The organism is Sulfitobacter sabulilitoris (assembly GCF_005887615.1).
Taxonomy (GTDB): domain Bacteria; phylum Pseudomonadota; class Alphaproteobacteria; order Rhodobacterales; family Rhodobacteraceae; genus Sulfitobacter_E; species Sulfitobacter_E sabulilitoris.
In genome coordinates, this window is sequence record NZ_VANS01000001.1 from 150,940 (window position 1) to 168,972 (window position 18,033).

General features: G+C 65.4%; 15 protein-coding genes. 11 read left to right on the forward strand and 4 right to left on the reverse strand.

Annotation, left to right across the window (positions count from 1 at the left end; all coding sequences use genetic code 11):
* Positions 1-194 precede the first annotated feature (194 nt).
* Positions 195-980, reverse strand: a complete 786-nt coding sequence (locus tag FDT80_RS00660) for a DeoR/GlpR family DNA-binding transcription regulator (protein ID WP_138660321.1) — start codon at positions 978-980, stop codon at positions 195-197.
* 313 nt (positions 981-1,293) lie between these two features.
* Here FDT80_RS00660 and glpD point away from each other — a divergent pair, with 313 nt between their 5' ends.
* The 9 genes from glpD (at position 1,294) to FDT80_RS00705 (ending at position 11,679) form a co-directional block, all read left to right on the forward strand.
* Positions 1,294-2,883: a glycerol-3-phosphate dehydrogenase gene (gene glpD / locus FDT80_RS00665; RefSeq protein WP_138660322.1), complete on the forward strand. Its 1,590-nt coding sequence runs from the start codon at positions 1,294-1,296 to the stop codon at positions 2,881-2,883.
* A 13-nt stretch (positions 2,884-2,896) separates the two neighbouring features.
* Complete coding sequence (locus tag FDT80_RS00670; RefSeq protein ID WP_138660323.1) at positions 2,897-3,985, forward strand: ABC transporter ATP-binding protein; 1,089 nt, start codon at positions 2,897-2,899, stop codon at positions 3,983-3,985.
* Positions 3,985-5,073, forward strand: coding sequence for an ABC transporter ATP-binding protein (locus tag FDT80_RS00675; protein WP_138660324.1), 1,089 nt, complete (start codon positions 3,985-3,987; stop codon positions 5,071-5,073). The genes FDT80_RS00670 and FDT80_RS00675 overlap by 1 nt, the downstream gene beginning before the upstream one ends.
* Positions 5,070-5,942 (forward strand): carbohydrate ABC transporter permease, encoded by an 873-nt coding sequence (locus tag FDT80_RS00680; protein WP_138660325.1) that lies wholly within the window; start codon positions 5,070-5,072, stop codon positions 5,940-5,942. The genes FDT80_RS00675 and FDT80_RS00680 overlap by 4 nt, the downstream gene beginning before the upstream one ends.
* Complete coding sequence (locus tag FDT80_RS00685) at positions 5,942-6,835, forward strand: carbohydrate ABC transporter permease (protein WP_170311753.1); 894 nt, start codon at positions 5,942-5,944, stop codon at positions 6,833-6,835. The genes FDT80_RS00680 and FDT80_RS00685 overlap by 1 nt, the downstream gene beginning before the upstream one ends.
* A gap of 16 nt (positions 6,836-6,851) precedes the next feature.
* Complete coding sequence (locus FDT80_RS00690) at positions 6,852-7,124, forward strand: DUF2160 domain-containing protein (protein WP_138660326.1); 273 nt, start codon at positions 6,852-6,854, stop codon at positions 7,122-7,124.
* Between the two features lie 90 nt (positions 7,125-7,214).
* On the forward strand, positions 7,215-8,912 hold the full coding sequence (locus FDT80_RS00695; RefSeq protein WP_138661730.1) for an ABC transporter substrate-binding protein: 1,698 nt from the start codon (positions 7,215-7,217) through the stop codon (positions 8,910-8,912).
* A 109-nt stretch (positions 8,913-9,021) separates the two neighbouring features.
* Positions 9,022-10,509 carry a glycerol kinase GlpK gene (gene glpK, locus FDT80_RS00700; protein ID WP_138660327.1) on the forward strand — a complete coding sequence of 496 codons (1,488 nt, stop codon included), beginning with the start codon at positions 9,022-9,024 and terminating at the stop codon, positions 10,507-10,509.
* Positions 10,510-10,533: 24 nt separating this feature from the next.
* Positions 10,534-11,679: an iron-containing alcohol dehydrogenase gene (locus FDT80_RS00705; RefSeq protein ID WP_138660328.1), complete on the forward strand. Its 1,146-nt coding sequence runs from the start codon at positions 10,534-10,536 to the stop codon at positions 11,677-11,679.
* 3 nt (positions 11,680-11,682) lie between these two features.
* On the opposite strand, the gene ggpS is transcribed toward FDT80_RS00705, so the two are convergent.
* Positions 11,683-13,173 carry a glucosylglycerol-phosphate synthase gene (ggpS, locus tag FDT80_RS00710; RefSeq protein ID WP_138660329.1) on the reverse strand — a complete coding sequence of 497 codons (1,491 nt, stop codon included), beginning with the start codon at positions 13,171-13,173 and terminating at the stop codon, positions 11,683-11,685.
* A gap of 3 nt (positions 13,174-13,176) precedes the next feature.
* Positions 13,177-13,944 (reverse strand): HAD-IIB family hydrolase, encoded by a 768-nt coding sequence (locus tag FDT80_RS00715; protein ID WP_138660330.1) that lies wholly within the window; start codon positions 13,942-13,944, stop codon positions 13,177-13,179.
* Between the two features lie 481 nt (positions 13,945-14,425).
* On the opposite strand from FDT80_RS00715, the gene FDT80_RS00720 reads away from it, so the two are divergent.
* The gene (locus FDT80_RS00720) at positions 14,426-15,322 is read left to right on the forward strand and encodes a UTP--glucose-1-phosphate uridylyltransferase (RefSeq protein WP_138660331.1); all 897 of its coding nucleotides are present in this window, start codon (positions 14,426-14,428) and stop codon (positions 15,320-15,322) included.
* A gap of 82 nt (positions 15,323-15,404) precedes the next feature.
* Positions 15,405-17,060: an alpha-amylase family glycosyl hydrolase gene (locus tag FDT80_RS00725; RefSeq protein ID WP_138660332.1), complete on the forward strand. Its 1,656-nt coding sequence runs from the start codon at positions 15,405-15,407 to the stop codon at positions 17,058-17,060.
* On the opposite strand, the gene FDT80_RS00730 is transcribed toward FDT80_RS00725, so the two are convergent.
* Complete coding sequence (locus FDT80_RS00730) at positions 17,050-18,003, reverse strand: acetamidase/formamidase family protein (protein WP_138660333.1); 954 nt, start codon at positions 18,001-18,003, stop codon at positions 17,050-17,052. The two genes, FDT80_RS00725 and FDT80_RS00730, sit on opposite strands and share 11 nt — an antisense overlap.
* Between the last annotated feature and the right edge of the window lie 30 nt (positions 18,004-18,033).

Sequence of the window (18,033 nt, forward strand, 5' to 3'; positions counted from 1 at the left end):
AACCCCAAATAACTTTCGGAACGTGCAGAATGAAAAATTGGTAATATTTGCATCAGTTGAGCCTTTTATTGACGTTAAGGCAATCACGAACTGAAAGTTTCCGGCAATTCACGCGGTTCGGGCGCAGTCTGGCTGCGCCGGCGGTCGGTTATGCGGGGTGTCCGGCCATGTTCGGCGGGTTGGCGGCGCGGGCGTCAGTCCGGGGTCTCTGCCGGGGCGGTATCCGCGACGAAGACCTGCGTGCCCCACTCTGCGCAGCGCGCCGTCAGGGGGGCGGGCAGGGGCCGATCGGTAAAGACCGCGTCCACATCCGCCAGGGACGCGATGCGCGCGGGCGCGCTGCGCTGAAACTTGGAATGATCGGCCGCCAGGAAGGTGGCGCGCGATTGGGCGATGATGGTCTGGCTGACGCCGACTTCCTGAATGTCGAAATCCAGCAGGTCGCCGTCGGCGTCCATCGCCGAACAGCCGATCACCGCCAGGTCGAATTTGAACCGCCGGATCGTATCGGTCGTCAGCGACCCGATCAGCCCGCCGTCGGACCGGCGCAGGCTTCCGCCCGTCACGATCACCTGGCATTCGGGATTGCCGGCCAGGATGTTGGCCACGTTCATGTTGTTGGTCACAACCATCAGGTCGCGATGATGCAGCAACTCGGTCGCAACGGCCTCCGTGCTGGTGCCGATATTGAGAAACAGCGCGCAGCCGTCGGGAATGTGCCGTGCGCAGGTGCGCGCGATGTCGATCTTGGACCCTTCGTTCAGCCGCCTGCGGTCCTCGTAGCCGATGTTGGTCGTGCCCGAGGGCAGCACCGCCCCGCCATGCACACGGTCCAGCCGCCCGGCCTCGGCCAGTTCCGTCAGGTCGCGGCGAATGGTCTGCAAGGTGACGCCGAAATGATCCGCCAATCCCTCGACGGTGACTTTACCCTTGCGGCGGGCGATCTCGACGATCTCTGGGTGGCGAAAGGTATGCGACATGGGCGGTCCTCTTGTCAGGTCAGCTTACGCGCGATCGGTGGCAAAGTTCAACGATATGTTCGTTTCTGCGCGATTATGTGGGATTCCCGCTCGATCCGGGGCAATCGGGTCTGTCTCGCTGCCGATTCGGCGTGGAAATCCCGCATGGCGTGTGGGAAGCTCTGCGCACTCCGCCTTGATAATATGGGCGACACGTCGAAATTTCCAATTCCGAAAGAAAACGAAAGCAAGTCTTTTCTTTAACGCCGCGTTAATCTAAGCATGAAGCGCAGAGTCGAACATTGGTGGGGGAGGCCGAATGTCAGCGAAGCGCATGTCACCAGACACATTCGACCTGTTCGTCATCGGGGGCGGCATCAACGGCTGTGGCATCGCGCGCGATGCGGCGGGCCGGGGCATGCGGGTGGCGCTGGCGGAAATGAACGACCTGGCCTCCGCGACCTCCTCGGCCTCGACCAAGCTTTTCCACGGCGGTCTGCGCTATCTCGAGTATTTCGAGATCCGCCTGGTGCGCGAGGCGTTGATCGAGCGGGAGACGCTGCTGCGCGCCATGCCGCACATCAGTTGGCCGATGCGGTTCGTGTTGCCCTATCACCGCGACATGCGGTTCGAAAGCGATACGCCGACCTCCAAGCTGCTCAACACGGTGATGCCCTGGATGAAGGGGCGGCGCCCCGCCTGGCTGATCCGGCTGGGCCTGTTTCTTTACGACACGCTGGGGGGCCGCAAGATCCTGCCGCCCACGACAACGCTGGACCTGCGCGGCAGCCCCGAGGGCGCGCCGCTGGAGGACAGGTTCGAGACCGCCTACGAGTATTCCGACTGCTGGATCGAGGATTCGCGGCTTGTGGTGCTGAACGCCTGCGATGCCGAAGCGCGCGGCGCCCGGATCATGACCCGCACCAAGGTGCAAAGCGCCGAACGGGTGGACGGTGCGTGGCAGGTGACCGTCAAGGACCGCGACAGCGGCGAGACGCGCATGTTCCGCGCCCGGATGCTGGTGAATGCAGGCGGGCCCTGGGTCGGCGACATCATCCAGCAAAAGGTGCGCATCAACAGCCGCGAAGGCGTGCGCCTGGTGCGCGGCAGCCACATCGTGACCAGGCGGCTCTTTGATCACGACAAATGCTATTTCTTTCAGGGCACGGATGGGCGGATCATCTTTGCCATCCCCTACGAGACCGATTTCACCCTGATCGGCACCACCGACAACGAACACGCCGACCCGGACGAAAAACCCGTCTGCACGCCCGCCGAACGCGCGTATCTGGTCGATTTCGCGAACCAGTATTTCAAGCACGACATCACCACCGACGACATCGTGTGGACCTATTCGGGGGTGCGCCCGCTTTATGACGATGGCGTCAGCAGCGCCACGGCGGCGACGCGCGACTATACCCTCAAGGTGGACGACGCGGGCGGCGCGCCGATCCTGAACGTCTTTGGCGGCAAGATCACCACCTACCGGCGGCTGGCCGAAAGCGCGTTGGTCAAGATCGGTCCCTATTTCCCGGGCACGCCGGGGGCCTGGACGGCCGGGGTCGCGCTGCCGGGGGGCGATTTTCCGGTCGACGGGGTCGATGCGCTGATCGCCGCGGTGCGGGCCGAATATGCATTTCTCGATGCCGCATGGGCGCGGCGCCTGATCCGCGCCTATGGCACCGAGACCCGGCAGGTGCTGGGCGACGCCACGACGCGCGACGCGCTGGGCGAGGATTTCGGCGCGACGCTGACCGCCCGAGAGGTCGCGTGGCTGATGGATCGTGAATACGCCCGCGAGGCGCAGGACGTGATCTGGCGCCGCAGCAAGCTTGGCTTGCGGCTCGACGACAGGCAGATCGCGCGGCTTGAGGCCTGGATGCGCGACCGGCGTGCCGGGCACGACGCCGACGCCGCGGAATGAGAAAGGGAAGCAGATGTCACTGAAGTTGAAAGGCGTGTCCAAGGTGGTGGGGGCGCAGACCCACATCCACCCCACGGACCTCGAGCTGCAAAAGGGCACGATGAACGTGCTGCTGGGGCCGACCTCCTCGGGCAAGACGTCGCTGATGCGGCTGATGGCGGGGCTGGATGCGCCGACGAAGGGGCGGATCGAATGGCAGGGCACGGACGTCACGGGCATGCGCGTTCAGGATCGCCGGGTCGCGATGGTCTATCAGCAGTTCATCAACTACCCGTCGATGACCGTCTATGACAACATCGCCTCGCCGATGAAGCTGATGGGGGTCGGACGCGACGAGATCGACGCGCGGGTGCGCGAAACCGCCGACCTGATGCAGCTTGGTCCGATGTTGGACCGCAAGCCGCTGGAGCTGTCGGGCGGGCAACAGCAACGCTGCGCGCTGGCGCGGGCGCTGGTCAAGAACGCCGGGCTGGTGCTGCTGGACGAACCGCTGGCGAACCTCGACTACAAGCTGCGCGAGGAATTGCGCGCCGAGATACCGAAGATTTTCGAAAAGTCCGGCGCGATTTTCGTCTATGCCACGACCGAACCCGAAGAGGCGCTGCTGCTGGGTGGCAATACCGCGACCCTGTGGGAGGGGCGGGTGACGCAATTCGGCCTGACGCCGCAGGTCTACCGCAAGCCGGTGGACGCGACGACCGCGCGGGTGTTTTCCGATCCGCCGATGAACTTTCTGCCGGTCGTCAAATCCGGCGGCACGATTTCGTTCGGCGAAGGTCAGACCGCGCGCACGCCTGCCGCGGTGCAGGGCCAGCCAGACGGCGAATACACCGCCGGGTTCCGGCCCAATCACATCGAGCTGCACCCCCATGTCGCCGGCGCGCTTGAGTTCGAGACCCGCCTGAGCGTCACCGAGATCACCGGGTCGGAGACCTTTGTGCACCTCGACCACGGGACGGAGCGGTGGGTGGGGCTGGTGCACGGGGTGCAAGACCTCAGACCCGGCCAGCCGCTGACGGTCTATCTGGATCCCGCGCATGTCTATGTCTTTGCGACGGATGGCCGGCTCGTGGCCCCGGCCCCCTATGCGGAGGCCGCGTGATGGCCAAGATCACCCTCGACAACCTTGCGCATTCCTACCTGCCGAACCCGGCCGGAGAGGACGATTTTGCCCTGAAGGAGTTGAACCACGACTGGCGCGATGGCGAAGCCTATGCGCTGCTCGGGGCGTCGGGCTGCGGCAAGTCCACGCTGCTCAATATCATCTCGGGGCTGCTGCACCCCAGCCAGGGGCGTATCCTGTTCGACGACAAGGACGTGACCCACTGGCCCACGGCCGACCGCAACATCGCGCAGGTGTTCCAGTTTCCGGTCGTCTATGACACCATGACCGTTGCCGACAATCTTGCCTTTCCGCTGCGCAACCGCGGCGCCGATGCGTCCTATGTGGCGCAGCGCGTGCAACAGATCGCGGCGATGATCGGGATGGAGGACCAGCTGCGCCGCAAGGCGCGCGGGCTGACGGCGGATGCCAAGCAAAAGATCAGCCTCGGGCGTGGCATGGTGCGCGAGGACGTGAACGCGCTTTTGTTCGACGAACCGCTGACCGTGATCGACCCGCACATGAAATGGGAACTCAGGACGCAGTTGAAATCGCTGCACCACGAGTTCGGCCACACGATGATCTATGTCACCCACGACCAGACAGAGGCGCTGACCTTTGCCGACAAGGTGGTGGTGATGTACGATGGCCGCGTGGTCCAGATCGGCACGCCGCAGGAGTTGTTCGAGCGACCCGCGCATACCTTCGTGGGGTATTTCATCGGCTCTCCGGGCATGAACCTGTTCGATGCCGATGTCTTGGGCCGCAGCGCCCGCGTGGGCGGGGTCGAGGTGGACCTTGGCGCGGCCTATGCGCCGCAGGGCGGCAAGATCCAGGTCGGCGTGCGCCCCGAATTCATCCGGCTGGCCGCCGACGGCAACGGCGTGCCCGCGCGCATCACCCGGGTCGAGGACGTCGGACGCCACAAGATCGTGCGCCTTGACGTCGCCGGCCGGGAGGTCAGCGCCATCGCATCCGAAAACGCGGGCCTGTCCGACGACGTCACCGCCATCACATTCGATCCGACCGGCATCAACGTCTATGCCGACGACTGGCGCGTCAGCGCCCAAGGGGAGGCCGCGCCATGAACAAGACCGTCAATCAAAAGGCATGGTTCCTCGTGCTGCCGGTGCTGGTGCTGGTGGCCTTTTCCGCCGTCATCCCGCTGATGACCGTGGTCAACTACTCGGTGCAGGACACCTTCGGCAACAACCAGTTCTTCTGGGCCGGGCTGGAGTGGTTCGAGGACATGCTGGCCAGCGACCGCATGTGGAACGCGCTGGGCCGCCAGTTGATGTTCTCGGCGATCATCCTCGCGATCGAGGTGCCGCTGGGCATCTTCGTGGCGCTCAACATGCCCAAGAAGGGCTTCTGGGCCAGTGTCTGCCTGGTGCTGATGTCGCTGCCGCTGCTGATCCCGTGGAACGTGGTGGGCACCATCTGGCAGATCTTTGGCCGCGTCGATATCGGGCTGCTGGGCTACACGCTCGACAAGCTGGGAATTTCCTACAACTACACGCAGGACCTGGTGGCGGCCTGGATCACCGTGATCGTGATGGATGTCTGGCACTGGACCTCGCTGGTGGCGCTTCTGGCCTATGCCGGGCTGCAATCGATCCCCGATGCCTACTACCAGGCGGCCAAGATCGATCAGGCCAGCCGCTGGAAGGTGTTTCGCTTCATCGAGTTGCCAAAGATGGCGGGCGTTCTGATGATCGCGATCCTGCTGCGCTTCATGGACAGCTTCATGATCTATACCGAACCCTTCGTCGTGACGGGCGGCGGGCCGGGCAACGCCACCACCTTCCTGTCGATCGACCTGGTCAAGATGGCGCTGGGGCAGTTCGACCTGGGCCCCGCCGCGGCGTTCTCGATCATGTATTTCCTGGTGATCCTGCTGATTTCATGGGTGTTCTACACCGTGATGACCAACCTCGACAAAAGGGATGGCCTGTAATGACCGACACGACCGCAAAAGCCCCCGGTGCGGGCACCATCCCCGGCAAGGTCACCGAAACCCAGGCCCGCGCCGTGCCGCGCCGCCGGTTCCGGCCCAATGGCTCGGCCGTCGTGATGGCGATCTACCTGCTGTTTCTGCTGCTGCCGATCTACTGGCTCATCAACATGAGCCTCAAGACCAACATCGAGATCCTCGGCGACTTCTCGCTCTGGCCGCGCGATCTGACCCTGGCCAACTACGCCAAGATCCTGACCGACCCGTCGTGGTACATGGGCTATGTCAATTCGCTGATCTACGTTGTGATGAACACGGTGATCAGCCTCGCCGTGGCGCTGCCCGCCGCCTATGCGTTCTCGCGCTACACGTTTCTGGGCGACAAGCACCTTTTCTTCTGGCTGCTGACCAACCGGATGGCGCCGCCCGCCGTCTTTGCGCTGCCGTTCTTTCAGCTTTATTCGTCCGTCGGGCTGTTCGACACGCATATCGCCGTGGCGCTGGCGCATTGCCTGTTCAACGTGCCGCTGGCGGTCTGGATCCTCGAGGGGTTCATGCGCGGCGTCCCCAAGGAGATCGACGAGACGGCCTATATCGACGGCTACGGCTTCGGGCGCTTTTTCATCCGCATCTTCATGCCGCTGATCGCCAGCGGCATAGGGGTCGCCGCGTTCTTCTGCTTCATGTTCTCCTGGGTGGAACTGCTGCTCAGCCGCACGCTCACCTCCGTCGATGCCAAACCCATCGCCGCGACGATGACGCGCACGGTCTCGGCGTCGGGCCTCGACTGGGGCGTGCTGGCCGCCGCCGGGGTGCTGACCATCGTGCCGGGGGCGCTGGTGATCTATTTCGTCCGCAACTACATCGCCAAGGGCTTTGCCCTCGGCCGGGTCTGAGGAAAGGAACGCCGCTATGTCTTGGATGGCCTGGACCACACCGACCGCGATCTTCTTTGCCGTCATCGCGGCCCTGCTGGTCACCTTCACGGTGCTGGCGGTCAAATTCCCCGAGACGCCCCGCGTGGGCATCCTGCGGATCGAAACAACCCGTGGTGATCGTCTGTTCATCACGCTTTTGGGCTCAGCCTTCATCAACCTGATCTGGCTGGGTTTCGAGGTGGGCCCGCAGCCCTATGCGCTGCTGGCTTGCCTTGTCTATGCCGCGGCGGTCTTTCGCTGGGTCTAGACGCATGAAACGGCGCGTTCGGGCAACGACCCGGGCCGCCTCATTACACTCAAATCATTGTCTAGGGAGGACAACATGAGACTATCAAGAATGAAATCGACCACGGCGCTGGCCGCGACGCTGGGCCTGCTGGCGGGTCCGGTCTTTGCCGATATGGACGCCGCGCGCGCGTTCCTCGACGAGACGATCCAACGCTCCGCGCTGAGCCGCGCGGACCAGGAAGCGGAGATGCAGTTCTTTGTCGATGCGGCGCAGCCCTTTGCCGGCATGGACATCCGCGTGGTGTCGGAAACGATCACCACCCATGAATACGAAGCCAACGTGCTGGCGCCCGCCTTTACCGCGATCACCGGCATCAACATCACCCACGACCTGATCGGCGAAGGCGACGTGGTCGAAAAGCTTCAGACCCAGATGCAGTCGGGCGAGAACATCTATGACGCCTATATCAACGACAGCGACCTGATCGGCACGCACTGGCGCTACAAGCAGGCGCGCAACCTGACCGACTGGATGGCGGGCGAGGGCGCGGATGTCACCAACCCCAACATCAATCTCGACGATTTCATCGGGCTTGAATTCACCACCGGCCCCGATGGCAAGCTCTACCAGCTGCCCGACCAGCAGTTCGCCAACCTCTACTGGTTCCGCTACGACTGGTTCACCGATCCCGCGCTGATGGCGGAATTCAAGGAGGCCTACGGCTACGACCTCGGCGTTCCGGTCAACTGGTCGGCCTACGAGGACATCGCGGAGTTCTTCACCGGCAAGACCATCGACGGCGTCGAGGTCTATGGCAACATGGACTATGGCAAGAAGGACCCCTCGCTTGGCTGGCGCTACACCGATGCGTGGATGTCGATGGCGGGCATGGGCGACGTGGGTGAACCCAACGGCCTGCCGGTCGATGAATGGGGCATCCGGGTGAACGAGAACTCGCAGCCCGTCGGCTCTTGCGTCGAGCGGGGCGGCGCCACCAACGACGCGGCGGCCGTCTATGCCGTGACCAAGGCGATCGAGTGGCTGGACAAGTATTCGCCCCCCGCCGCCGCCGGCATGACCTTTGGCGAGGCCGGCCCGGTTCCGGCGCAGGGCGCGATTGCCCAGCAGATGTTCTGGTACACCGCCTTCACCGCCGACATGGTCAACGATGCGGCCACCGCCGTCCTGTACGAGGACGGCACACCCAAGTGGCGCATGGCGCCCAGCCCGCACGGCGCCTACTGGAAGGATGGCCAGAAGGTCGGCTACCAGGACGCAGGAAGCTGGACGCTGATGGAGAGCACCCCGGTGGACCGCGCCAAGGCCGCATGGCTGTATGCGCAGTTCGTGACCTCGATGACGGTCGACGTGGAGAAATCCCACGCCGGGCTGACCTTCATCCGCGAGAGCACGATCAACCACGACAGCTTTACCGAGCGCGCGCCCAAGCTGGGCGGCCTGGTGGAATTCTACCGCTCGCCCGCACGGGTGCAGTGGTCGCCCACCGGCACGAACGTGCCCGACTATCCCAAGCTGGCGCAGTTGTGGTGGCAGAACATCGGCGATGCGATGTCCGGTGCCAAGACCGCGCAGGAAGCCCTGGACAGCCTCTGTGCAGAGCAGGAAAAAGTGCTTGAGCGTCTGGAGCGCGCAGGCGTGCAGGGCGATCTGGGCCCGGTGATGAACGAGCCGCAGGACGCGTCCTACTGGCTCGAGCAGCCCGGCTCCCCGGTGGCCAAGCTCGACAACGAGGACCCGACGCCCGAGACGATCAGCTATGACGAGCTGATCAAGTCCTGGCAGTAAGGCACCGATCGGTTGGGGCTCCGGACACCGGGGCCCCGACCACTTTCATCCTGTGCGCCGCCGGGCCCGGGCTGACCGAACGACGATTTCAAACCAAAGCGGGGCCGCCATGACCCATATCCTTGCCATTGACCAGGGCACCACCTCCTCGCGGGCCATCATCTTTGACGCCGCGATGGACGTGACCGCCACCGCGCAGGAAGAATTCCCGCAGCATTTCCCCAACAGCGGCTGGGTCGAACATGATCCGGCGGACCTGTGGTCCACCACCGCCGCGACCTGCCGGGCGGCCATCGAACGGGCCGGGCTTGGCCCCGCGGATATCGCCGCCATCGGCATCACCAACCAGCGCGAAACCACGCTGGTGTGGGACCGCGACACCGGCCAGCCGATTTACAACGCGATCGTCTGGCAGGACCGGCGGACCGCCGATTACTGCCGCACCCTGCGCGACGCCGGCCATGCGCAGACGATTTCCGCCAAGACCGGTCTGCTGGCAGACCCGTATTTCTCCGGCACCAAGCTGAAATGGATCCTCGACCATGTCGAGGGCGCGCGCGACCGCGCGGCGCGGGGCGAGCTGCTGTTCGGCACCGTGGACAGCTGGCTGATCTGGAAGCTGACGGGCGGCACGGTACATGCCACCGATGCCACGAATGCCGCGCGCACCATGCTGTATGACATTCACAAGGGCCGGTGGAGCAGCACGATCTGCGATCTGCTGGGCGTGCCCATGGCGATGCTGCCGCAGGTGCACGACTGCGCCGCCGATTTCGGCACCACGCGCGCCGATCTGTTCGGCCGCCCGATACCGATCCTCGGTGTGGCGGGCGATCAGCAGGCGGCCACCATCGGGCAGGCATGCTTCAAGCCGGGAATGCTGAAGTCGACCTATGGCACCGGGTGCTTTGCGCTGCTGAACACCGGCGCGACCCCGGTGACATCGCACAACCGGCTGCTCACGACCATCGCCTATCAGCTTGAAGGTGCGCCCACCTATGCGCTCGAGGGGTCGATCTTTGTGGCGGGCGCGGTGGTGCAATGGCTGCGCGACGGGCTGAAGATCATTCGCGACGCGCACGAGACGCAGCCGCTGGCCGAGGCCGCCGACCCCAATCAGACGGTCGTGCTGGTGCCCGCCTTCACCGGGCTTGGCGCGCCCTATTGGAACGCCGAATGCCGCGGCGCGGTGTTCGGGCTCACGCGCAATTCCGGGCCGGCGGAATTCGCCCGCGCGGCGCTGGAAAGCGTGGGCTACCAGACCCGCGACCTGCTCGATGCGATGCACGCCGACTGGCAATCCGACGGCGCCGCCCCCACATTGAGGGTGGACGGCGGCATGAGCGCGTCCGACTGGGCGATGCAGTTCCTGGCCGACATCATCGACGCCCCGGTGGACCGGCCCCGCACGCTCGAGACGACGGCGCTGGGGGCGGCATGGCTGGCCGGGCAGCGCGCCGGAATCTATCCCGACCAGGACGGCTTTGCCCGCGCCTGGGCGCTGGAGCGGACGTTCCAGCCAGAGATGTCGGCCGCGGTGCGCGACCGGAAATACGCGGACTGGAGCCGGGCCGTGACCGCCACGCTGTCCTTCTGAGGACGCAAGACAAGGACACGACAGATGCACCCTTTCAGCTTCGAGACGGCCGGGCGGATCCTCTTCGGGCGCGGTGTGCTGCGCGACGCCCACGTGCAGGTGGCCGAATTCGGATCGCGTATCCTGCTGGTGCGCGGCGGGTCGGTGCCCCAGGCCGACACGCTGGCCAGCGAACTGACCGGATTTGGCTGCAAGCTGCGCCAGCACCGCAGCATCGGCGAGCCGACGGTCGGCGCGGTAGAGGCGGCCGTGTCGGCGGGGCGCGCCCATGACGCGACCGCGGTGGTGGCCATCGGTGGCGGATCGGTCATCGATCTGGGCAAGGCCGCCGCGGCGCTGATCCCCGGACCCGGCGACGTGATGGACCACCTCGAAGGGGTGGGGGGCGGCATCCCGCTGGAACAGTCGCCGCTGCCCTTTGTCGCCATTCCCAGCACCGCGGGCACCGGCGCCGAAGTGACCAAGAACGCGGTGATCGGTGTGCCGGAGGCCGGGCGCAAGGTCAGCCTGCGCGATGCGCGGATGCTGGCCAACCTCGCCATCGTGGATCCCGGCCTGACGGACGGGGCGCCGCGGGATCTGACCCTTGCCGCCGGGCTGGATGCGATCACGCAACTGATCGAGCCGTACCTGTCGTCGCGCGCGACGCCGATGACCGACGCCCTGTGCCAGCAGGCGACCCCGATGGGACTGGCGGCGCTGATGCGGCTGATGGAGGGCGAGGATGCCGGCGCGCGCGACCGGATGGCCTATGCCAGCCTGATGGGCGGGCTGGCGCTGGCCAATGCGGGCCTGGGGGCGGTGCACGGTCTGGCGGGGGTCATCGGCGGGCGGTTCGACGCGCCGCACGGCGCGCTGTGCGGTCGTCTGCTGCCGCCTGTGCTGACCGAAAACCGCCGCGCCCTGGCGCTCGCGGGGCTGGATCTGGGTCGCCTCGACCGGGTAGATGCCTGGCTTGCCGATGCCTTGGGCGTGACGCGGGACACCGCGGTCGATGCGCTGGCGCAACGCCTGGACGACCTTGGTCTGCCGCGCCTTGGCGGCTGGCTGGGCGACGATCCCGATCTCGATGCCGTGGCGCGCGATGCCGCCGGCTCGTCGTCGATGAAGGCCAACCCGGTCGCCTTGCCGCCCGATGCGCTGGCCCGCATTCTGGACGCAGCCCTTTAGGGGTCAGCCGGCCTTGCGCGCGATGGCCGCGTCGAACTGGGCCTGCTGGCTTTGGCCCCAGGCGGCCACGGAATAGCGTCTGACCACGGCGCGCAGGGCGGCCATGCGGGTGCGGCGTTCGTCTTCGGGCATGGCCAGCGCCTGCAACAGCGCCTGATCCATCGATCGATGCGAAAAGGGGTTGGTGATCACGGCAGAGTTCAGCTCCACCGCCGCGCCCGCGAATTCCGACAGCACCAGAACGCCGTCGCCGTCGGTGCGCGCGGCCACGTATTCCTTGCACACCAGGTTCATCCCATCGACCAGCGGCGTGATCCATGCCACGTCGGCCGCAAGGTAGTACTTGATCAGGTCGTCAAAGGGGATCGCGCGCGAGATCAGGGCGACCGGCTGCCATTCCAGCGTGCCGAACCGCCCGTTGATGCGCCCAGCGGCTTCCTCGATGCCGGTCTGGGTGCGGGCATAGGCCGACATGTTGCGATCGGCGCTGACCGAGACATGCATCAACCGGATCGTGCCGCGCAGATCGGGGGTGTCGGTCAGCAGGCGCTCGAAGCTTTCAAGCTGATCCAACCCGCCCTTGGTGTAATCGGTGCGCCCCACCGACAGCACCAGCCGCACATCGCCCAGGTCCGCGCGAATTGCCTGCGCATCGGCGCGCACCCTTGAATCGTTGGCGCGGCTTTCGATGAAGTCGGTCGCCACGCCGACGCTTGAGGCGCTGATCGCCACATACCGGCCATCGAATTCGATCAGCGTGGGTGTGCTGCGTTCGCTCAGCGCGGTGCCGTCGGACACCAGTTCCGGGTCCACGGCCTCGCGGGCGACCGGCGTGACGTCGAACAGGCTTTGCGCGACGGACAGGAAATTCGCGGCGTAGCGCGGGATATGAAAACCGACGATATCGCAGGCCAGCAGACTTTCCACGATCTCGCGCCGCCATGGCAGCACGTTGAACATGTCCGCCGCCGGAAACGGCGTGTGATGGAAAAACGATATGGTCACGTCCGACCGCAATTGCCGCAGGTATCCCGGCACCAGCCACAGGTTGTAGTCATGGATCCAGACCCGCGCGCCCTTGGCCGCCTCGCGGGCCGCCGCCTCGGCAAAGGCCCAGTTCACCTCGCGGAAGGTGGGCCAGTCCACGGGATCGTAGTTGAACTTTTCCTTGAAGCTGTGAAGGATCGGCCAGAACGCCTCCTTGCTGGAGACATGATAGAAGCTGCGGACCTGATCCATCGTCAGCGGCAGGCGCGACACCGAATATCGGCCATGCGCGTCGTTGATCTCGACCACGCGATCGAACCCTGGGTCGGCCGGGTCCTCGGCCAGTTTCCATGCGATCCACGATGCACGGTCGGCGGTGCCGAAAAAGCTCTTCAGCGTCGGGACGATGCCGTTGGGGCTCTTGTTCTCGCGAAAAACGGTTTTGCCGTTTTCCTCGACCTCTTCATAGGGTTGACGGTGATAGACGATGACAAGGTCGGACGGCATGGCTCAGATCCTCGTGGCATGGGGGTGAAGGTCGAAATGGGCGATCGCCTCGGTGATGCCGGCGGCGCCGATGCCGCGCGCGTGGTAGACCGAGGCCGTGCCGGCCAGCGCCTCGACCAGCGGCTGCTCGGCCCCGCCCACGGCGACGGCGGGCGTGCCCGCCACCAGCATCGACAGGTCATTGAGCGTGTCGCCTGCCGCCAGGACACGGTGCTCGGCCACATTCAGATGCGCCATCAGGCGGCGCAGGGACGGGCCCTTGCTGACGCCCTGCGGCAGCACGTCGAAATATCGGTTGTCCGAGATCAGAACGTCGAATCCGGCGTCGCGCACCCGCTCGACCGTGCCATCCTCCAGCACATCGGGATCGAGGTCATAGCTGACGCGGTGGCGAAACGCTGTCTTCTGAAGTCGAAGGCCCGGCACGTCATCGAGCATCGCACGCACCCGGTCGCCGCTGTCCTGCCAGACCTCGGCAATCGCGGCTTCCAGCGCGGCAATGGGGGCGATGGACCGGTCCGGCGTGACATGCGCGATCGTGGTGCCCACGTCGCCGATCACGTAATCGGGCCAGGGCACGTCGCCGCCATCGCACAGCGCGCCGATGAACTGCGGATCGCGCCCGGTGACAAAGATCAATCCGACGCTGGCGCGATGCCGGCGGATCCAGTCGTAGAGATCGGCGCGCGCCGCATCGTCGCCGCCCAGAAACGTACCATCCAGATCGGTGGCAAGGACGAAAGTGGCGTCATCGATTGCGGGCGGGGTCATGGCGCGTATGTGGCCCTTGCCGGTTTCATCGTCTGTGCGGATCGTGTCATTGCATCCTCCGGTGTCGTGTGCGGCAGCCGCGCGGATCAGGGCTGCCCCATCCATTGACCTAACGGGTTCCTGCGTCGCTTCAAGGCCGGCGGCGCCGCAAGCGCGAGGCCTCGGCGGTCGTTCAACGGGGTGATTGGAAATTGCGCAGGTCTGCCAAATTTATGTGCAGACATGAGCGCGGCCCTGTCATGGAGGCCTGTGGGCCTTCGGCGTTTGAGCTTCGCCGGTCTTTGGAGGTTTGGCGTAAGTCTATGGTTGCAAACCGGAAAAGCTGCGTGAGCCCGGTGACGGTCGAGACCGGTCATGCCGTCGGGGCGCGCGGTCACAAGGAGCGGTCAGCCGCACGGGTTTTCGCCGGTGGTTTTGACAGTCGGCCAGGTGTTCCTACATTCAAACCCACTGTTTCAATTGCGTTAACAAGGACCGTCTCATGTCACACAGCCCCATCCGAACCGCGATCTTCCCCGTTGCGGGGATGGGCACACGGTTCCTGCCTGCGACCAAGGCGGTCCCCAAGGAACTTTTGCCGGTGCTCGACACTCCGCTGATCCAGTTTGCAATCGACGAGGCGGTGCAGGCGGGTATCGAGCGGCTGATCTTTGTCAGCCACCCGTCGAAACCGGCGATCCAACAGCACGTCCGCGACGATGCGGACCTCAGGGCGACCCTGCGCGCCCGCGGCAAGGATCGCATGTCGGACCGGCTTGCGGAGGATGCGATCGACACCGACGACCATGATCTGCGGTTTGTCATGCAGGACGAACCGCTGGGACTGGGCCATGCGATTGCCTGCGCGCGCGGCGATGTGCTGCCCGGTCCGGTGGCCGTGCTGTTGCCCGACGACCTGATCCTGGGCGAACCGGGCTGCCTGTCGCAGATGATCGATGCCTACGCCGACTGCCGGGCCGGGCATATGGTCGCGACGATGGATGTCGCGCGCGATGAGGTGTCGAGCTACGGCATTCTCAGGGTCGCATCGCGCGACGGTCGCTTTGCCCATGCCGATGGCATCGTCGAGAAGCCGGAGCCCGCAGACGCGCCCTCGACCACGGCGGTGGTCGGGCGCTATGTGCTGGACCCCGCGATCTTTGACGCGCTCGCGCATCAGACGCCGGGCGCGGGCGGAGAGATCCAACTGACCGACGCCATCGCGCAGGGCATCGCGGATATCGGGCTGGCGGGCTTTCGGTTTGCGGGCACGCGGTTCGACTGCGGCTCGAAACGCGGCATGCTGGCCGCGCAACTCTACAATGCCGCGCAGGATCCGCAGTTTGACGGCGTGATCGCGGATTTTCTGGCCACGTTGCGCCCCGCGGGGGCCGCTTGATCGCGGCGGGCTTTCACCGCCGCACGACAGGCGGTACACCGAAGGACGACGTTTCCAGCCCCCTTGCCCCAGGACCAGCACGATGACCAAACCAGACCTCCCCGTGACCGGCGCGCCCGTGACCGACGCGGGCGATTGGTGGCGCGGGGCCGTGATCTACCAGATCTATCCGCGTAGTTTTCAGGACAGCAACGGCGACGGCATCGGCGATTTGCGCGGTATCGTGGAGCGGATGGATTACATCGCCGCACTGGGGGTCGATGCGATCTGGGTTTCGCCGTTCTTCACCTCGCCGATGAAGGATTTCGGCTATGACGTCAGCGATTATTGCGATGTCGATCCGATGTTCGGCACGCTGGCCGATTTCGACGCGGTCCTGGCGGCCGCCCACGCGCGCGGGATCAAGGTGATGGTCGATCTGGTGCTGTCGCATACCTCGGATCAGCACCCCTGGTTCATCCAGAGCCGCGCCAGCCGCGACAACCCGCGCGCCGATTGGTACGTCTGGGCCGATCCGCGCCCCGATGGCACGGCGCCCAACAACTGGCTGTCCATCTTTGGCGGCACCGCCTGGCACTGGGACGCGCGGCGCGAACAGTATTACCTGCACAATTTCCTGACCTCGCAGCCCGATCTGAATTTCCACAACGAAGAGGTGCAGATCGCGCTGTTGCAGGTCACGCGTTTTTGGCTGGATCGCGGCGTTGACGGCTTTCGCCTCGATACGATCAATTTCTACTACGCCGATCGCGATCTGCGCGACAACCCCGCCCTGCCGGCCGAAGCCCGCAACGCCAAACTGGCGCCCTCGGTGAACCCGTATAATTACCAGGATCACATCCATTCCAAGAACCGCCCGGAAACATTAGGTTTTCTGCGCCGATTCCGCGCGCTGCTGGATGAATACCCCGCGGCCGCCGCCGTGGGCGAGGTGGGCGATGCGCAGCGCGGGTTGCGGTTGCTGGGCGACTACACCTCCGGCAGCGACATGGTGCATATGTGCTATGCCTTCGAGTTCCTGGCGCAGGAGCCGCTGAGTGCGACGCGCGTGGCCGAAGTGTTCGACGAATTGGGCCGGGTGGCGCGGCGCGGCTGGCCCGCGTGGGCGTTTTCCAACCACGATGTGACCCGCCACGCAAGCCGCTGGTCGCTGACGCCCGCCGCGCAGCGTCTCTATGCGACATTGCTGATGTGCCTGCCGGGCACCGCCTGCCTCTATCAGGGAGAGGAGCTGGGCCTGCCCGAAGCGGATGTCGCATTCGAGGATATTCAGGATCCCTACGGGGTCGAATTCTGGCCGGAGTACAAGGGCCGCGACGGGTGCCGCACGCCGATGGTCTGGGAGGGCGAGGATTACAACGGCGGCTTTACCGATGGCCACCCGTGGCTGCCGGTCAGCCACGATCACCTCAACCGCTCCGTATCGATGCAGGAGGCCGAGCCGGGGGCGATCCTGCACCATTATCGCCGCGCCATCGCGTTCCGACGGGCGCACCCGGCCCTGCGCAAGGGCGATCATGACGGGGTCTTTGCCTATGGCGATGTGCTGCATTTCACCCGGACACATCAGGGCGAGACGCTGTTTTGCGCCTTCAACCTGTCGGATACGCCGTCGGTCCACGGCTTGCCCGCGGGCAGGTGGGACACCATCGGCCAGGATATCGGCTGCGCCAACCCCAGCCCCGATGGGCGCCTGCACCTCGGGCCGTGGCAGGCCTGCATCGCCATCAAGCGCTAGGCGTTTCCCGCTCCAGCAGGGATTTGGCCATCATCATGTGGATGCCCTTGCAGCCGTTGACGGTCTGCGTCACCCGCAGGTCGCCTGCAAGACTGCACAGCATATAGGCGTCTTCCCGGCTTAGCCCGGTGCGCGCGACGATCAGCGCGATCATGTCGCGCAGCGCCATCTCGACGCAGCGATCCAGATCGGGGTCCATGCCCATCGTGATCACATGCGCGGGCGTTTCCGCCTGCGGATAGTCAAGCGCGAGATCGCGGCGCAGGCTGAGACGGAAGCGCCCGCGCAGCGCCGTTTCGATCGCGGTCACGCAGACCTCGCCGTCGCCCTGCGCGCCATGCCCGTCGCCGCATGAAAACAGCGCCCCCGCCACATGCACCGGAAGATACAGCGTGCTGCCCGCCACCAGTTCCTTGTTGTCGATGTTGCCGCCGTGGCTGCGCGGTTCGATGGTGGAGATGCGGCCCCAGCCGGGCGGCGGGGCCACGCCCATCACCCCGAAGAACGGCGCCAGCGGCAGTTCAAGCCCCCAGGGCATCGTCGCCACACCGCGCGCGGCATCCAACGGCAGGATCACGCGGCGGCGGGTGTCGAAATCATAGGGCAGGGTGCCCGCCAGCGGGCGGATCATGTTATAGCCCCAGTCCTGCTTCAGCGCGATGTCGAGAATATCGATCTGCAGCACGTCGCCCGGCTCCGCTCCCTCGACGGCGACGGGACCGGTCAGAATATGCCCAGGCATCGCCGGCACCCCCGCGGCGTGGATCTCAAGCAGTTCGGGCGGGATGTGAAATCCGTCGCCGGGCATCATGTCGGGGCCGCCCGACACGGTTTCGATCACGATCTCGTCGCCGGACCGCACCGTGCGCACGGGAGACATGGACGCATCGAAATATCCCCAATGGCAGGTCTCGGGCGAGGCAAGAAGCGGTGTGTCGGACATTCGGGCGATCTCTTTCTGTCAGGCGTGGGC

Coding starts and splice junctions, on each gene's coding strand:
- FDT80_RS00660 (WP_138660321.1), bottom strand. CDS start 980: ATGTCGCATACCTTTCGCCACCCAGAGATCGTCGAGATCGCCCGCCGC.
- glpD (WP_138660322.1), top strand. CDS start 1,294: ATGTCACCAGACACATTCGACCTGTTCGTCATCGGGGGCGGCATCAAC.
- FDT80_RS00670 (WP_138660323.1), top strand. CDS start 2,897: ATGTCACTGAAGTTGAAAGGCGTGTCCAAGGTGGTGGGGGCGCAGACC.
- FDT80_RS00675 (WP_138660324.1), top strand. CDS start 3,985: ATGGCCAAGATCACCCTCGACAACCTTGCGCATTCCTACCTGCCGAAC.
- FDT80_RS00680 (WP_138660325.1), top strand. CDS start 5,070: ATGAACAAGACCGTCAATCAAAAGGCATGGTTCCTCGTGCTGCCGGTG.
- FDT80_RS00685 (WP_170311753.1), top strand. CDS start 5,942: ATGACCGACACGACCGCAAAAGCCCCCGGTGCGGGCACCATCCCCGGC.
- FDT80_RS00690 (WP_138660326.1), top strand. CDS start 6,852: ATGTCTTGGATGGCCTGGACCACACCGACCGCGATCTTCTTTGCCGTC.
- FDT80_RS00695 (WP_138661730.1), top strand. CDS start 7,215: ATGAAATCGACCACGGCGCTGGCCGCGACGCTGGGCCTGCTGGCGGGT.
- glpK (WP_138660327.1), top strand. CDS start 9,022: ATGACCCATATCCTTGCCATTGACCAGGGCACCACCTCCTCGCGGGCC.
- FDT80_RS00705 (WP_138660328.1), top strand. CDS start 10,534: ATGCACCCTTTCAGCTTCGAGACGGCCGGGCGGATCCTCTTCGGGCGC.
- ggpS (WP_138660329.1), bottom strand. CDS start 13,173: ATGCCGTCCGACCTTGTCATCGTCTATCACCGTCAACCCTATGAAGAG.
- FDT80_RS00715 (WP_138660330.1), bottom strand. CDS start 13,944: ATGACCCCGCCCGCAATCGATGACGCCACTTTCGTCCTTGCCACCGAT.
- FDT80_RS00720 (WP_138660331.1), top strand. CDS start 14,426: ATGTCACACAGCCCCATCCGAACCGCGATCTTCCCCGTTGCGGGGATG.
- FDT80_RS00725 (WP_138660332.1), top strand. CDS start 15,405: ATGACCAAACCAGACCTCCCCGTGACCGGCGCGCCCGTGACCGACGCG.
- FDT80_RS00730 (WP_138660333.1), bottom strand. CDS start 18,003: ATGTCCGACACACCGCTTCTTGCCTCGCCCGAGACCTGCCATTGGGGA.